Genomic DNA, 15,484 nt, shown 5'->3' with positions numbered 1-15,484 from the left:
TGGGCTGTTCGCCCATTAAAGCGGCACGCGAGCTGGGTTTAGAACGTCGTGAGACAGTTCGGTCCCTATCCGCCGCGCGCGTAGGATACTTGAGGAAGGCTGTCCCTAGTACGAGAGGACCGGGACGGACGAACCTCTGGTGTGCCAGTTGTCACGCCAGTGGCATGGCTGGTTGGCTACGTTCGGAAGGGATAACCGCTGAAGGCATCTAAGCGGGAAGCCTGTTCCAAGATGAGGTATCCCACCCTTTGATGGGTTAAGGCCCCCAAGAGACCATTGGGTTGATAGGCCAGAAATGGAAGCACAGTAATGTGTTGTCGAGTTGACTGGTACTAATAGGCCGAGGACTTGCCACAAAAATGCTACGCATCCACTCTACAGCTCTGAAACACCACACCCGGTGAGCCAGGCGCAGGACCGTTTACGCGGTTGTGTGTCGTGGTTTGCTGGTGGTGAGGTTGTTTCGTAGAGTTACGGTGGTTATAGCGCCAGGGAAACGCCCGGTCCCATTCCGAACCCGGAAGCTAAGCCTGGTAGCGCCGATGGTACTGCAGTCGAAGGATTGTGGGAGAGTAGGACACCGCCGGACACCCTTTCCGTAGGGCCCGTTAGGATAGCCAGTTGGCTCGTCCTAGCGGGCCCTACGTGTATGTATCAAGTGTTTTTCGTTGGCAGGAGGCCAGGGTGTCCGAGTTCCCTCGACGTGACTCAGAGGGTGATGCCGCGTCTGGACGGCCTGCTCGTCGTGATTCAAGTCCCCGTGGAGGTCGTTCCGACGCCCCACGCGGCGACAAGCGCGGCTCGAGCGGCGGCGCCGGCGGTGGCAGGCAGGACCGCGGTGGCCGAGATGGTGGCTACCAGGGCCGTCCCCGTCGTGATGACCGCGGCGATCGCGGTGCAAGTGGTGGTTACCAGGGTAGCCGCGGAACCAGTGGTTCGAGCTCCAGTGACCGCGGCCCGCGCGCCGGCAGTTCCGGCAGCAGCGGTGGCAGTGGTTACCAGGGCAAGGCGCCTTACCGTCCCGGCGGTAGTGGCGCCGGCTATCAGGGAAACCGTTCCGACAGTCGTTCCGGCGGCTCGCGTGACGATCGTCCGCAGCGCAGCACCGGTGGTTACCAGGGCAAGTCCACTGGTGGTTACCAGGGGAAGTCCGACGACGGCCGCTCCTCTTCTTCTTACCGTGGCAACGACAGCCGTGGTGGCAGCACCGGTTACCAGGGCAACCGCTCCGACAGCCGGTCCGACAGTGGTTCTGGCGACCGTCGCACCGGCGGTTACCAGGGCCGGTCCGACGACCGTCCGCAGCGTTCTTCCGGCGGTTACCAGGGCAAATCCGATGACCGCCCCCAGCGTTCCGGTGGTTACCAGGGGCGTTCGGACGACCGTCCGCAGCGCTCTTCGGGCGGCTACCAGGGCAAGTCGAGCGGTGGTTACCAGGGTCGCTCCGACGACCGGCCCGCTCGCAGCACTGGCGGTTACCAGGGCAAATCCGACGATCGCCCCCAGCGTTCCAGCGGCGGCTACCAGGGCCGTTCCGACGATCGCCCGGCGCGCAGCACTGGTGGTTACCAGGGCAAGTCCGATGACCGGCCCGCTCGCAGCACCGGTGGTTACCAAGGCAAGTCCGACGACAAGCCGCGTTCTTCCGGTGGTTACCAGGGCCGTTCCGATGACCGGCCGGCTCGCAGCACTGGCGGTTACCAGGGCAAATCCGACGATCGCCCCCAGCGTTCCTCCGGCAGCTACGACCGCAAGCCGGACGACCGGCCCGCTCGCAGCACCGGCGGCTACCAGGGTAAGTCGGATGACAAGCCGCGCTCGACCGGTGGTTACCAGGGACGTTCCGACGACCGGCGTCCCAGCAGCTCCAGCCGTGACGACAAGCCGCGTTCCTCGGGCAGCTACGAGCGCAAGTCCGAAGACCGGCCCGCACGCGGCCGGGACGACGACAAGCGCCGCGAGTTCCGCTCGAACCGTGACGCCGTGCCGCCGCCCCGCGCGAAGGAGCGCCCGAAGGACGACTACGAGCTCGCCAGGGAGCTGCTCGCGGCACCCGAGCTCCCGGAAGGCATCGAGTTCTCCGACCTCGACGAGGACATGCGCCGTGAGCTCCGCACCCTGCCCAAGGGCCTGGCGGAGACCGTCGGCAAGCACCTGGTCGCGGCCGGTGGCCTGATGGACACCGATCCCGACGCCGCTCTCGAGCACGCGAAGTACGCGAAGGCCAAGGCCTCCCGCATCCCGATCGTGCGCGAAGCCCTCGGGCTCGTCTCGTACCACGCCGGCAACTGGTCCGAGGCGCTCTCGGAGCTGCGTGCGGTGCGCCGCATGACCCGTACCGACGAGCACATCGCGATCATCGCGGACTCGGAGCGCGCGATCGGCCGTCCGGAGCGGGCACTCGACCTCGCCAAGGAGGTCGACCAGGCGTCGCTGCCGAAGGCGATCCAGATCGAGCTCAAGATCGTCGCGGCCGGTGCCCGGCGCGACCTCGGCCAGATCGACGCGGCCGTCGTCGCCCTGCAGGGATCGGACCTCGACCCCAAGAAGCGCGAACCGTGGAGCGGCCGGCTCTTCTACGCCTACGCCGACAACCTCGCGGCCGCCGGCCGGCGTGAAGAAGCCATCCAGTGGTTCATGCACGCCAACGACGCCGACGAGCAGGACGAGACGGATTCGGCCGAGCGCGCTTCGGAGCTTTCCGCTCTGGACGACCCTGCCGAAGAGGGCACGACCAAAGACGTCGATGAGTGACGCGCTGACGGCGGCTTACGACGCGGTGCTGTTCGATCTGGATGGCACCGTGTACCAGGGCACGCACGTGTTCCCCGGCTCGGCGGAGGTCATCGCCGAGATCCGGGAGCACGGGGTGCCCGTCCGGTTCGTCACGAACAACGCTTCGAAGGCACCGGAAGACGCCGTCAGCCACCTCCGCGAGCTCGGCATCCCCGCCGAGGTCGCGGAGGTGAACACCAGTTCCCAGGCCGCGGCCGCGGTGCTGCGCGACAAGCTTCCCGCCGACGCCGAAGTGCTGGTGGTGGGCGCGAAGTCGCTTGAGGCCGAGGTCACCGCAGCCGGTCTCCGGCCCGTTCGCGAGTTCGGGCCGGACGTCGCCGCCGTCGTGCAGGGCCACTCGCCGGACACAGACTGGCACATCCTGGCCGAAGCGTGCCTGGCCATCCGGGCGGGCGCGCTGTGGGTAGCGTGCAACATCGACACGACGTTGCCGTCGGAACGCGGCCTGCTGCCCGGGAACGGTTCCATGGTGGCCGTGCTGCGGTCGGCGACGGACAGCGAGCCGATCGTGGCGGGCAAGCCACAGCCGCCGTTGTTCCTCACCGCGGCCGAGTCCGCGGACGCTCGCACTCCACTCGTCGTCGGTGACCGGCTCAACACCGACATCGCCGGCGCCAACGCGGCGGGCTTCGACAGCTTCGCCGTGCTGACCGGGGTGGCCACTCCGGCGACCCTGATGGCCGCTGTGCCGTCCGAGCGCCCCCGCTTCATCGCGGAGGACCTCACTGGCCTTCGTGAGCCTCGTGAGCGCGTCGAGGTGGGCCCGCGTGAGGCGTGGAAGATCTCGGTCGAGGACGACGTGCTCGTCGTCGAGGGAACAGGCGATTCGGACAAGCTCGAACTGCTGCGCGCCCTGTGCCAGACGGCCTGGGAATCGGGCATTACGGCGGTCCGCGCGAACGGCGAAACAGCGCGTTCGGCACTCGCGGAACTGAGTCTGACCGACAAGAGCGCCAGCTGATCGGCTTGCCCACCCGTCGCCCACCACCACCCTCAGCGGAGACGCTGCGCGTCGCTGATAAATAATGACCCCGTGTACGAGCAACAGAATCCCGTTCCCCGGCCGATGCCCGGACCGCCGCCCGCTCAGGTTCCCGCCGAGCAGGCCGATCCCCGCGCCGGTATCGAAGAAGCGGTGAGTGGGCTCGACAACCTCGAGAACCTGCCGCTGTCCGAACACGTCGAGCGCTTCGACGCGGTGCACACCGAGCTCACGGTGGCGCTGTCCAGCATCGACAAGGTTTGAGCACGTGCCCAAACGGGCCCGCCTGGACGCGGAACTGGTGCGACGGCGGCTGGCCCGTTCGCGCGAACACGCCTCGACGCTGATTTCCGAGGGCAAGGTGAGCGTGCGTGGCATGGTCGCCACCAAGCCCGCCACGGGAGTCGAAGCCGATGCCCCGATCGTCGTCCGCAGCGAGGACGACCCCGGCTGGGCGTCTCGCGGCGCGCACAAGCTTCTTGGCGCTCTCGAAGCGTTCAAGCCGCACGGGCTTTCCGTCACGGGCAAGCGATGCCTGGACGCGGGCGCGTCCACGGGCGGCTTCACCGACGTCCTGCTGCGCGACGGCGCGTCGACGGTCATCGCCGCCGACGTGGGCCGCGGCCTGCTGGACTGGCGTCTGCGCACCGACGAGCGTGTCGTCGTGCTGGACAAAACAAACGTGCGGAGCCTTACACCCGAACAAATCGGCGGTGAGGTCGACCTGGTGGTCGGTGATCTTTCGTTCATCTCGCTGAAGCTGGTCCTGCCCGCGCTGGTGTCGTGCCTGAAGCCCGGCGCGGACCTCGTGCCGATGGTGAAACCCCAGTTCGAAGTGGGTAAGGACCGGCTCGGCAGCGGCGGTGTGGTCCGTGATCCCGAGCTGCGCGCCGAGGTCGTCCTGGACGTCCTGGCCGAGGCCGCCAGGCTCGGCCTGAGCGTCCACGGTGTGGTCGCCAGCCCGCTTCCCGGGCCGTCCGGAAATGTCGAGTACTTCGTTTGGTTGCGGCAAAGCGCGGGCGAGTCCACTGTGGAAACGGCCGACGTCGATCAGCTCGTCCGCACCGCCGTCCGAGAGGGCCCTCAGTGACCGAACAGCGCGAGGTGCTGCTCGTCGTGCACCCGGACCACGACAAGACCAGATCGGCCGCCCGCCAGGTGGCCGCCTGTTTCTCCGCCGCCGGGATCATGCTGCGCGTGCTCGACAAAGAAGTGATGGAGCTGATCAACCCCGATTTCTGCGTGGACTCGCTGTGCTCGGTGGTGGCCACCGACGACGATCCCGCGGCGGGTACCGAGCTGGTGTTCGTCCTCGGCGGGGATGGGACGCTGCTGCGGGCGGCCGAGCTGGCGCGCACGGCCGGTGTCCCGGTGCTGGGGGTGAACCTCGGCCGGGTCGGCTTCCTCGCGGAGGCCGATTCCGACGCGCTCGTCGACACCATGCAGCGCGTGATCGAGCGCCGCTACCAGGTCGAAGAGCGGATGACGATCGACGTCACGGCGACGCTGGACGGCAAGGTCGTCGCGGAGACCTGGGCGCTGAACGAAGCCAGCGTCGAGAAGAGCACCCGGGAGCGGGTACTGGACGCGCTTATCGAGGTCGACGGCAGGCCCGTGTCCTCCTTCGGCTGTGACGGCGTCCTGTGCGCCACGCCGACGGGTTCGACCGCTTACGCCTTCTCCGCCGGCGGGCCGATCATCTGGCCCGACGTGGAGGCACTGCTCGTCGTGCCGAGCAACGCGCACGCCATGTTCTCGCGTCCGCTCGTGGTTTCGAAGAACTCGGTGATCACCGTCGGCATCGACCCCGACGGCTCGTCCGCGGTCCTGACCTGCGACGGATCGCGTCATTTCGACCTGCCGAAGGGCACCAAGGTGACGGTTGTCTGCGGCCGGGTGCCGGTGCGGCTGGTCCGGCTGTGGAACGGTCCGTTCACCGACAGGCTGGTCCACAAGTTCGGGCTTCCGGTGAAGAGCTGGCGTGAACGCCAGGCGTCCGGCGAAGAAATCGGCGACTTCGCCTAGCCCGATCGTGCGAACTGTCGGTGGGGGCCACTACCGTTGGCCCCGTGCTTGCCGAGATGCGTATCCAGGGCCTCGGAGTCATCGAGGACGCCCTGTTGGAGTTCCATCCTGGATTCACCGTGGTCACGGGGGAGACAGGGGCTGGTAAGACGATGGTCGTGACCGGCCTTCACCTGCTCTCGGGCGGTCGTGCCGAGGTGTCGAAGGTGCGGACGGGGACGCTGAAGGCCTCCGTCGAAGGCCGGTTCGAGCTGGGTGGCGCCGAAACGCCCGCCCGGATCATCACCGACGCCGGTGCCGAGGTCGACGAGGACGGCAGCGTGATCGCGCTGCGGTCGGTCGCCGTCGACGGCCGATCGCGCGCCCATCTCGGCGGGCGTTCGGTGCCCGTCGGGGTGCTCGCCGACCTGTCCGAACAGCTGCTGGCCGTGCACGGCCAGAACGATCAGCTCCGCCTGCTGCGGCCCGCCGAGCAGCGTGCCGTCATCGACAGGTATGCCGGTGAAGACGTGGCCGAACCGCTCAAGGCGTACCGCGCGGTGCGTGACGAGTGGATCGCGGTCGCCACCGAACTCGTCGAAAGATCCACTCGATCGCGTGAAATGGCACAGCAGGCCGACATGCTGCGCCACGGTCTGACCGAGATCGACGCGGTCCAGCCCGTTCCGGGTGAGGACACCGAACTCACCGAGAAGATCAAGCGGCTCGCCGCGGTGGACGAGCTGCGTGCCGCGGCGCTCAGCGCCCAGGCCCAGGTCTCCGGCGCGCCGGACGGCGACGCCGATGTTCCCGGCGCGCTCGGGCTGGTGTCCGAAGCCCGGCGCTCGCTGGGCACCTCGGAGGATTCCGTGCTGCGCGAGCTCGAGCCCCGGCTGGCCGAGGCCGCCGCGCTGCTGGCCGACGTCGGCGCGGAGCTCGGGAGCTATCTCGATTCACTGGACGCCGATCCCGAGGCGCTGGAGAAGTCGCTCGCCCGGCAGACCGAGCTGAAGCTGCTGACCCGGAAGTACGCCGCGGATATCGACGGCGTGCTGGCCTGGGCCGAGGAGTCCCGGCAGAAACTGTCCACAATGGACACTTCGGAAGAGGCGCTGGCCGCGCTGGCCGCACGTCGCGACGAGCTGGCCGCGGACCTGTCCGAGCACGCCGAGAAGCTTTCCGGCGTCCGCGCGCTGGCCGCGACGGCGCTGGCCGACGAGATCAGCGCGGAGCTGTCCGGCCTGGCGATGGGCCAGGCCGAGATCGACATCACCGTGCAGCAGCGGCCCGTGGAGAAGAACGATTCGCACGCGTTGACCGTCTTCGGCAACCTGGTGCACGCCGGGCCCGACGGCGTCGACGACGTCGAGCTGCTGCTGCGCGCGCACAATGGCGCCCCGCCGCTGCCGGTCCACAAGGCCGCGTCCGGTGGTGAGCTCTCGCGCGTCATGCTCGCCATCGAGGTGGTGCTCGCCCACGCCGACACGGTGCCGACACTGGTGTTCGACGAGGTCGACGCCGGGGTCGGCGGCCGGGCCGCGATCGAGATCGGCAGGCGGCTGGCGAAGCTCGCCCGCAGTCACCAGGTCCTGGCGGTGACCCATCTCCCGCAGGTGGCCGCGTTCGCCGATCAGCACCTCGTGGTGGACAAGGGCACCAGCGGCGGTATCACCCGGAGTGGGGTGCGCGTGCTCGCCCAAGCCGAACGCGGGCAGGAACTCGCCCGAATGCTCGCCGGAATGGACGGAACCGCGACCGGGCTCGCGCACGCCGAAGAACTGCTCGCCGTCGCCGAGGCGGACAAGCTCGCGGCCGCGTCCGAAAAGGCGCCTGGAGCTGCACGGGCGTCCAAGAAGAAAAGTGACGGGGCGGCTAAGAAAAAGCAGAAATAGCGAGCGTTTCGCCTGGCAGTAATCGCAGAGGTCGTGCAAGGCCGTCAGAAGACGCACCGGTATTCGTCGGCGTGGCGGCCACATCATCGCGCGTCCATTTGTCACCATCAGTCTCATGAAGCTCACCGGCTTGCTCGCCCGGAACACCGAGACCCTCCCCGGGATCAGCGGGGTGGCCAGGGTCGATCGACGCACGCGTGAGTTGCTGCGCCGGATCAGCCCCGGTGACATCGTCGTGCTGGACCAGCTGGATCTCGACCGTGCCACGGCCGACGCGCTGGTCGACGCCGAGGTCGCGGGTGTGGTCAACGCTTCGCCGTCGATCTCCGGGCGGTTTCCCAACCTCGGCCCGGAAATCCTGGTCGCCGCCGGGATCCCGCTCATCGACTGTGTCGGTGGCGAGATCCTGCGCAGCCTCAAGGACGGCACGAAGATCCGCCTTTTCGAAGGCGTGGTCTATGTCGGCGGGCGGCAGATCGCCGACGGGATCGAGCAGACCCGCGAGAGCATCGCCGATCAGATGATCGAGGCCAAGGCCGGGATGTCGACCCAGCTCGAGGCCTTCTCGGCGAACACGATCGAATTCCTGCGCCGCGAGCGAACACTCATCCTCGACGGCGTCGGTGTGCCCGAAGTCCGTGTACCGCTGCGCGATCGGCACGTCCTGGTCGTCGCGTCCGGGAACGGGCACGCCGAAGACCTCAAGAAACTCAAGAAGTACATCGCCGAGCACCGCCCGGTCCTGATCGGGGTCGACGCCGGTGCCGACACCTTGCGGGCGCAGGGTTACACGCCGGACATCATCGTCGGCGACCCGCAGGGCATCGGCTCGGAAACGCTGAAGAGCGGTAGCGAGGTCGTCGTCCCCGCGCAGCCGGACGGCCACGCCCCCGGTATCGGCCGCATCCAGGATCTCGGTATCGGCGCGGTCACCTTCCCCGCGTCCGGCAACTCCGAAGACCTGGCCTTGCTGCTGGCCGACGCGCACGAGGCGAGCCTGGTCGTCACCGTCGGTTTCCACGCCACGCTCCGGGAATTCCTCGACCAGGGCCGCTCGGGCTCCAACCCGTCGACGTTCCTGACGAGGCTGAAGCTCGGCACCAAGCTGGTCGACGGCAAGGCCGTCGCGACTCTGCACCGCAGCCGCGTGTCGATCGGCGCGATCGTGCTGCTGGTGCTCGCCGCCATGGTCGTGGTCGTCGCGGCCCTGCTCGTCTCCGATGTCGGATCGGTTTATCTCGACTGGATCCAGTCCACCTGGAACTCGTTCACAAGCTGGGTCAAGGGGCTCTTCAAGTGATTTCTCTGCGGTACCACGTCGTTTCCATCGCCGCCTGCTTCCTGGCACTGGCCATCGGCGTTGTCCTTGGCTCCACCGCCCTGAACGGTTCGCTCCTTTCGGGCCTCTCCAACGAGAAGAGCGATCTCGGAAAGCAGGTCTCGGATCTGCAGGGCCAGAACAGCGCGGTGAACGCACGCCTGGCCGACGCGGATTCCTTTTCCGGCTCGGTAGGCCCGAAGATCGTCGCCGGCGCGCTGGACAAGCGCACGGTGGTCCTGGTGACCACCGAAGAGGCGAAGCCCGCCGACCGCGACGCGCTGAAGCAGCTGATCACCCAATCGGGGGCCACTGTCACCGGTGAGGTCCAGCTGACCGAGGCTTTCGCCGATCCAGCCAAGGCCGACCAGCTTCGGCAGGTGGTCACCCGTCTGCAGCCCGCCGGCGTCCAGTTCCCGACCGCGGGCGACCCGGGCACCCTCGCCGGTGCGCTGCTGGGTTCGGTGCTGCTGCTGAACAAGGACACGGCCAACCAGCAGTCCTCACCGGACGAGCTGGCGGCCGCGCTCGGCGGGCTGACCGACGGTGGTTTCGTGAAGCCCAGCCAGAACGTCCGCCCGGCGCAACTGGGGATCGTCCTTTCCGGCGGCCAGGCTGTTGGCGACGGTGCCGGGGATCGGGCGGCGACCATCGCGCGGTTCGCGACCCAGATGGATCGTTCCGGTGCCGGCACTGTTCTGGCGGGCGACACCGGATCGGCGGACGGGACCGGGCCGATCGGTGTGGTGCGGGCGGACACTTCGGCTACTTCGATCCTTTCGACCGTCGACAACGTCGATTCGGCGGCGGGGCGGATCACCGCGATCCTCGCGCTGCAGGAACAGCTTGACGGTGGTTCGGGGCGTTATGGGATCGCTGGTAACGCGCAGAGTCCGGCCCCCGGGGTCAAGCCGAGCGGGAGTTAGTTCGCAGAGGGTCTTCGATGATTACCCCAAAGCGGCGTTGGGGGCGTTGAGTGCCCCCAACGCCGCTTTGGGGTAATAACCAGGGGTGCGGGTGCCGTGGTCGCGTTGGCTGTGGGTGGCTAGGCGTCGAGCATGGTTGTCCAGGTGGGGACGAAGTCGGGGAAGGTTTTGCCGACGGTGGCGGGGTTTTCGACTTCGACGCCGTGGACGCGGAGGCCCAGGACAGCGCCTGCCATCACCAGGCGGTGGTCGTCGTAGGTGTGGAACACGCCGCCGTGCATGGGGGCGGGGGTGATCTTCAGGCCGTCATCGGTTTCGCTCACCTTCGCGCCGAGGCCAGACAATTCCGTTGCGAGGGCGGTGAGGCGGTCGGTTTCGTGGCCTCGGAGGTGGGCGACGCCGGTGATCACCGAGGGCGAGTCCGCGAAGCACAGCAGGGCCGAGATGACCGGGGTCAGCTCGCCGACTTCGTGCAGATCCAGGTTGGCGCCGTGGATCGTCGGGCCGCCGGTGACGGTGAGGCCGCGGGCGTCGAGTTCGACGGTGGCGCCCAGTTCGGTCAGGAGGCTGCGCATCCAGTCGCCGGGCTGGGTGGTGTGCTGCGGCCAGCCGGGGATGCGGACGGTGCCGCCCGCGGCCGCCGCGGCGACCACGAAGGGGGCGGCTGTCGAGAGGTCCGGTTCGACGACGTAGCCGGGGCACGAGAGCTGCCCGGGGGCGACATAGAACTCGGCGCCGTCGCGTTCGACGGTGGCGCCGAAGCGGCGGAGCATGTCGAGGGTCATCGCGATATGCGGTTCGCTGGGCGGGTTGCCGCCGATGAGCCGGACGGTGACGCCCGCGTCGAACGCGGGAGCGGCCAGCAGCAGCGCCGACAGGAACTGGCTGGAAGCCGACGAGTCCAGGTTGACCTTGCCGCCTCGCAGGCCACCGTTGCCCCGCACGGTGAACGGGGGAGCGCCGCGGCCCTCGTCTTCGATGTCGGCGCCCAGGTCGCGCAGCGCGGCCAGGAGGGGGCCGATCGGGCGCCTGCGGATCGCTTCGTCGCCGTCGAAGATGACGGTGGAGGAACCGAGGGCGGCGAGAGCGGGGGTGAAGCGGGCGACTGTGCCCGCGTTGCCGAGCGCGATCGTCACCGTCTCGTCCGCGCCGCGCTGACCCGAGGCGGCGGGATGGACCAGGACGCCGTCGGCGGTGTGCTCGGAGCGGGCGCCCAGCATCGCGAGCGCGTCCAGCATCAGGCGTGCGTCGCGGGAGTCGAGCGGCGCCCGGACCCGGGTGGGGGCGCTCGCCAGTGCGGCCAGCACGTAGGCCCGGTTGGTGATGGATTTCGAGCCCGGGACACGGACGGCCGCGTCGAGCGGGCCTTCCGCGACCGGTGCGATCCAGCTGTTTTCGAGGGAACCCGCGTCAGTCACGTGGATAAGACTAGTAGCGCGGCGGCGTTTCGATCAGGGGTGGTGGACGGGCGACGGGTGGGGCTAGTGGAGTAGCCGAGGGCGATTTCGACACGATGGGCGTGGCCGGCGAGCGCCCGGCACGAGGTGAGATAGGGTGGAAGCCCGTGGGACTTCAGTCGCGGGCTACCAAGTATGTCTTTGTCACCGGAGGCGTTGCCTCCTCTCTGGGTAAGGGGCTCACGGCGTCAAGCCTTGGCCAACTCCTTACCGCACGTGGGCTTCGGGTCACGATGCAGAAGCTGGATCCCTATCTGAACGTGGATCCAGGCACGATGAACCCGTTCCAGCACGGCGAGGTGTTCGTCACCGAAGACGGTGCCGAAACCGACCTGGACATCGGGCACTACGAGCGTTTTCTCGATCGCGACCTGTCCGGTAAGGCGAACGTGACGACCGGCCAGGTGTACTCCGAGGTGATCGCCAAGGAACGCCGTGGCGAATACCTCGGCGACACCGTGCAGGTCATTCCGCACATCACCGACGAGATCAAGTCGAGGATCATGGCGGCCGCCGAATCGGACGGCACCGGGCTGCGGCCCGACGTGATCATCACGGAGGTCGGCGGCACGGTCGGCGACATCGAGTCGCTGCCGTTCCTGGAGGCCTGCCGTCAGGTCCGCCACTACGTCGGCCGCGACAACTGCTTCTTCCTGCACGTCTCGCTGGTGCCGTACCTGGCGCCTTCGGGTGAGTTGAAGACCAAGCCGACACAGCATTCCGTGGCGGCACTGCGCAACATCGGTATCCAGCCCGATGCGCTGGTCTGCCGCGCCGATCGCGATCTCCCCGAGGACCTCAAGCGCAAGATCGGCTTGATGTGCGACGTGGACAACGAGGCCGTCATCGCCTGCCCGGACGCTCCGTCCATCTACGACATCCCGAAGGTGCTGCACACCGAGGGACTCGACGTCTACGTGGTGCGGCGGCTCGGGCTGCCGTTCCGTGACGTCGACTGGACGGTGTGGGGCGACCTGCTCGACCGCGTGCACAACCCGTCGGAGATCGTGCGGGTCGCCGTGGTCGGCAAGTACATCGACCTGCCGGACGCCTATCTCTCGGTCACCGAAGCCCTGCGCGCGGGTGGTTTCGCCAACCGCGCCAAGGTGGAGATCGTGTGGGTCGCCTCGGACGAGGCGATCACCGCGGCCGGTGCCGCGGCGGCACTGTCCGGTGTGGACGGTGTGCTGGTGCCGGGCGGGTTCGGCGTGCGCGGTATCGAGGGCAAGCTCGGCGCCATCGAATACGCGCGGACGCGGGGCATCCCGTTGCTGGGCCTGTGCCTCGGCCTGCAGTGCATGGTGATCGAAGCGGCGCGCAACCTCGCCGGGATCGCCGACGCCAACTCCGCGGAGTTCGACGACACCACCAAGAACCCGGTGATCTCGACCATGGCCGACCAGCGCGACGTCGTCGCGGGGGAGCGGGACATGGGCGGCACGATGCGGCTCGGCGCGTACCCGGCGAAGCTGAAGGCGGGTTCGCAGGTCGCGAAGGCCTACGGCGCCACCGACGTTTCGGAGCGGCACCGTCACCGCTACGAGGTCAACAACGAGTACCGCAAGCGGCTCACCGCCGCGGGCCTCGTGTTCTCGGGCACCTCGCCCGACGATCACCTCGTCGAGTTCGTCGAGCTGCCCGCCGACAAGCACCCGTTCTTCGTCGGCACGCAGGCGCACCCGGAGCTCAAGAGCCGTCCGACGCGTCCGCACCCGCTGTTCGACGCGTTCGTGCAGGCCGTCGTGGCCTACAAGGTCGCGGAGCGTCTGCCGGTCGAGCTGCCGGAGTCGCCGGTGGCCGCCCGATGACCGAGCCCGGCAGCCACGAGTTCACCGTGGCGTCCACAACGGACATCCACATCGGACGCGTGGTCGGGCTGCGGGTCGACGAGGTCGTCATGCCGGGCGGGGGCACCGCCCGGCGTGAGGTCATCGAGCATCTCGGTGCCGTCGGCATCGTCGCGCTCGACGTCGACAACACGGTCACGATGATCCACCAGTACCGGCATCCGCTCGGTCACCGCCTGTGGGAGCTGCCCGCGGGCCTGATCGACCACGCGGGGGAGGACCCCGTCGAAGCGGCGAAGCGTGAGCTGGTCGAGGAAGTCGGCCAGGCCGCCGAGAGCTGGGAGACCCTCGTCGACGTCGCGGCGTCGCCCGGGTTCACCGACGAGGTCATCCGGGTCTATCTCGCCCGCGGACTGTCCGATGTGGACAGGGACGTCCTCGGTGAGGAGGAGGCCGACCTGGTGGTGCGGAAGTTCCCGCTCGCCGAGGCGGTCAGGATGGCGCTGTCCGGGGAACTCGTGAACGGCGCCACCGTTTCCGGGATCCTGGCGGCGCATCTGGTCGTCGTCGACGGGGCGCCGTCGCGGCCGGCGGACGCGCCCTGGCCGGACCGGCCGACGAAGTTCGCCGCGCGGCTGGAGGCCAAGAACGCCTCCTAGCCCACCCGTCTCCCGCCACCACCCTCAACGGCGACGCTTGGCGCACTGCCTAACCTTGGAGCCGCCGCCCGGTCGAGTCCGTGCCGCCGTTGGCCAGCAGGATGATCCCGTCGATCCACGACCAGATCGCGCCGAGGCCACAGGTGAAGATCGTGACCAGCAGCTGGGCGACCCCCGTTCCGGCGTCGCCGGTGTAGAACCGCCCGACACCGAACGGGAACACCAGCTGCAGCACCCCGGCCGTCACCTTGGACTTGTCCGACATCGGCTGCTCGAAATAGGGCACCGGCTGGGCATAGGGCTGGTACGGCTGCGGGTAGAACGGCTCCGGCGGCGGCTGCAGGCAAGCCGGCCGCGGGGCCGGGAGGTCGTCGAACAGCGGCCGCAGCCCGGCCCGGTTCTCCGCCGCGTAGGCGGCGGAAACCCGGGTCTCGTACTCTTCACCGGTCAGGCGGCCTTCGGCGTAGTGCTCGCCGAGCAGGCGCACGGCGTCCTCACGCTCGGCGGTGCCGGTACGGAACGAGTCCGGACGCTCAGGCGCGGAGGACATACGTTCCACGGTAACGCGAACCGACTTCGGTTCTCAGCACCTTTTTTCGTGATCAAGCCCTACAGTGTGGCTCGTGGCAAGGGCGGGTAGCACCGGAGTGGCCCACGTCGTGGCGGCGTATCTCGACCATCTCGTGGTCGAGCGCGGCACGGCGCGCAACACGCTGGACAGCTACTCCCGCGACCTCCGCCGCTACGCCGCCCATCTGGAACTCGCCGGGATCAGCGACTTCACGCAGGTCACGGCCGATCAGGTCACCGCGTTCGGCGCCGCACTGCGCGAAGGCGACGACGAGCACCAGCCGCTCGCCGCGTCCTCGTCGGCCCGGGCACTGGTCGCGGTGCGGGGGCTGCACAAGTTCGCGCACGCCGACGGGCTCACCGAGGCGGACCCCGCGCGCGAGGTCCGCCCGCCCGCGTCGGCCAAACGGCTGCCCAAGGCACTGCCCGTCGAGGACGTCCTCCGGCTGCTGGACACTCCGCCGGCCGAAGACGAGCGGTCACTGCGGGACAAGGCGTTGCTCGAGGTGCTCTACTCGACCGGTGCGCGGATTTCCGAGGCCGTCGGACTGGACATCGATGACATCGACGACACCGAACGGACGGTCCTGCTCGACGGCAAGGGCGGCAAACAGCGCCTGGTGCCGATCGGGCGGCCCGCCGTCGAAGCGCTGCACGCCTACACCGTCCGCGCGCGTCCGGCCCTGGCCGCCCGCGGGCGCGGGACCGCCGCGGTGTTCCTCAACGCGCGTGGCACCAGGCTTTCCCGGCAGAGCGCTTGGCAGGTCTTGAAGACCAACGCCGAACGTGCCGGGATTTCCGCGACCGTGTCGCCGCACACCTTGCGGCATTCGTTCGCGACGCATTTGCTGGAAGGGGGCGCCGACGTCCGGGTGGTTCAGGAGCTGCTCGGCCACGCGTCCGTGACGACAACACAGGTATACACGCTGGTCACGGTCAATACGCTGCGTGAGGTGTATGCGACCGCCCATCCGCGTGCGTTGAAATAAACTCCGCGTCGCGCAGTGTCACCGTTGAGGGTGGCGGTGGGCGACGGGAGGGCTGAACTCGGATTAAGGAACTAGTAGGAAGCCCGGCGAGCCGCTTTGGCGGG

13 protein-coding genes and 2 rRNA genes are annotated in these 15,484 nt (G+C 68.5%); 13 read left to right on the top strand and 2 right to left on the bottom strand.

All coding sequences use genetic code 11. From position 1 onward, the window contains the following. From VGP60_RS14885 to VGP60_RS14840, 10 genes are all read left to right on the top strand, one after another. A 23S ribosomal RNA gene (locus VGP60_RS14885) occupies positions 1–356 on the top strand; the annotation flags it as partial. 116 nt (positions 357–472) lie between these two features. Next, positions 473–589: ribosomal RNA gene (gene rrf / locus VGP60_RS14880) — 5S ribosomal RNA — on the top strand. A 95-nt stretch (positions 590–684) separates the two neighbouring features. After that, a complete protein-coding gene (locus VGP60_RS14875) occupies positions 685–2,754 on the top strand; it encodes a hypothetical protein (RefSeq protein ID WP_327548581.1) in 2,070 nt (689 codons plus the stop codon). Further along, on the top strand, positions 2,747–3,757 hold the full coding sequence (locus VGP60_RS14870; protein WP_327548580.1) for an HAD-IIA family hydrolase: 1,011 nt from the start codon (positions 2,747–2,749) through the stop codon (positions 3,755–3,757). Before VGP60_RS14875 ends, VGP60_RS14870 begins: the two co-directional genes overlap by 8 nt. A 105-nt stretch (positions 3,758–3,862) precedes the next feature. Next, positions 3,863–4,042 carry a hypothetical protein gene (locus tag VGP60_RS14865; protein ID WP_327548584.1) on the top strand — a complete coding sequence of 60 codons (180 nt, stop codon included), beginning with the start codon at positions 3,863–3,865 and terminating at the stop codon, positions 4,040–4,042. A 4-nt stretch (positions 4,043–4,046) separates the two neighbouring features. Beyond that, on the top strand, positions 4,047–4,868 hold the full coding sequence (locus tag VGP60_RS14860; protein WP_327548579.1) for a TlyA family RNA methyltransferase: 822 nt from the start codon (positions 4,047–4,049) through the stop codon (positions 4,866–4,868). Beyond that, positions 4,865–5,803, top strand: coding sequence for an NAD kinase (locus VGP60_RS14855; RefSeq protein WP_327548578.1), 939 nt, complete (start codon positions 4,865–4,867; stop codon positions 5,801–5,803). Before VGP60_RS14860 ends, VGP60_RS14855 begins: the two co-directional genes overlap by 4 nt. A 44-nt stretch (positions 5,804–5,847) precedes the next feature. After that, positions 5,848–7,674 (top strand): DNA repair protein RecN, encoded by a 1,827-nt coding sequence (recN, locus tag VGP60_RS14850; protein WP_327548577.1) that lies wholly within the window; start codon positions 5,848–5,850, stop codon positions 7,672–7,674. Positions 7,675–7,789: 115 nt separating this feature from the next. Then, positions 7,790–8,974: a putative cytokinetic ring protein SteA gene (steA, locus tag VGP60_RS14845; protein ID WP_327548576.1), complete on the top strand. Its 1,185-nt coding sequence runs from the start codon at positions 7,790–7,792 to the stop codon at positions 8,972–8,974. Next, entirely contained in the window at positions 8,971–9,918 is a 948-nt protein-coding gene (locus VGP60_RS14840; protein ID WP_327548575.1) for a copper transporter, read from the top strand. The genes steA and VGP60_RS14840 overlap by 4 nt, the downstream gene beginning before the upstream one ends. A gap of 119 nt (positions 9,919–10,037) precedes the next feature. Here VGP60_RS14840 and aroA read toward each other — a convergent pair whose 3' ends face one another. Then, a complete protein-coding gene (gene aroA / locus VGP60_RS14835; RefSeq protein WP_327548574.1) occupies positions 10,038–11,336 on the bottom strand; it encodes a 3-phosphoshikimate 1-carboxyvinyltransferase in 1,299 nt (432 codons plus the stop codon). Between the two features lie 146 nt (positions 11,337–11,482). Between aroA and VGP60_RS14830 the strand changes: the two genes are divergently transcribed. Both VGP60_RS14830 and VGP60_RS14825 read left to right on the top strand, forming a co-directional pair. Next, complete coding sequence (locus tag VGP60_RS14830; protein ID WP_327548573.1) at positions 11,483–13,183, top strand: CTP synthase; 1,701 nt, start codon at positions 11,483–11,485, stop codon at positions 13,181–13,183. Next, positions 13,180–13,821, top strand: a complete 642-nt coding sequence (locus tag VGP60_RS14825; RefSeq protein ID WP_327548572.1) for an NUDIX hydrolase — start codon at positions 13,180–13,182, stop codon at positions 13,819–13,821. Before VGP60_RS14830 ends, VGP60_RS14825 begins: the two co-directional genes overlap by 4 nt. Before the next feature lie 49 nt (positions 13,822–13,870). Here the strand turns inward: VGP60_RS14825 and VGP60_RS14820 are convergent, their stop codons facing one another. After that, the gene (locus VGP60_RS14820; RefSeq protein ID WP_327548571.1) at positions 13,871–14,371 is read right to left on the bottom strand and encodes a DUF1707 domain-containing protein; all 501 of its coding nucleotides are present in this window, start codon (positions 14,369–14,371) and stop codon (positions 13,871–13,873) included. A 73-nt stretch (positions 14,372–14,444) separates the two neighbouring features. Here VGP60_RS14820 and xerD point away from each other — a divergent pair, with 73 nt between their 5' ends. Further along, positions 14,445–15,380: a site-specific tyrosine recombinase XerD gene (gene xerD, locus VGP60_RS14815; protein WP_327548570.1), complete on the top strand. Its 936-nt coding sequence runs from the start codon at positions 14,445–14,447 to the stop codon at positions 15,378–15,380. Positions 15,381–15,484 lie beyond the last annotated feature (104 nt).

Source organism: Amycolatopsis sp. (assembly GCF_036008905.1).
In the GTDB taxonomy this organism is placed as follows: Bacteria; Actinomycetota; Actinomycetes; order Mycobacteriales; family Pseudonocardiaceae; genus Amycolatopsis.
Note: the sequence above shows the minus strand (reverse complement) of the source record. Positions and strands in the feature narration are given on the sequence as shown.

What these genes read in the sequence shown, in the direction of transcription:
- VGP60_RS14870 (WP_327548580.1), top strand. Translation starts at nt 2,747, where the DNA reads ATGAGTGACGCGCTGACGGCGGCTTACGACGCGGTGCTGTTCGATCTG.
- VGP60_RS14865 (WP_327548584.1), top strand. Translation starts at nt 3,863, where the DNA reads ATGCCCGGACCGCCGCCCGCTCAGGTTCCCGCCGAGCAGGCCGATCCC.
- steA (WP_327548576.1), top strand. Translation starts at nt 7,790, where the DNA reads ATGAAGCTCACCGGCTTGCTCGCCCGGAACACCGAGACCCTCCCCGGG.
- VGP60_RS14825 (WP_327548572.1), top strand. Translation starts at nt 13,180, where the DNA reads ATGACCGAGCCCGGCAGCCACGAGTTCACCGTGGCGTCCACAACGGAC.
- VGP60_RS14820 (WP_327548571.1), bottom strand. Translation starts at nt 14,371, where the DNA reads ATGTCCTCCGCGCCTGAGCGTCCGGACTCGTTCCGTACCGGCACCGCC.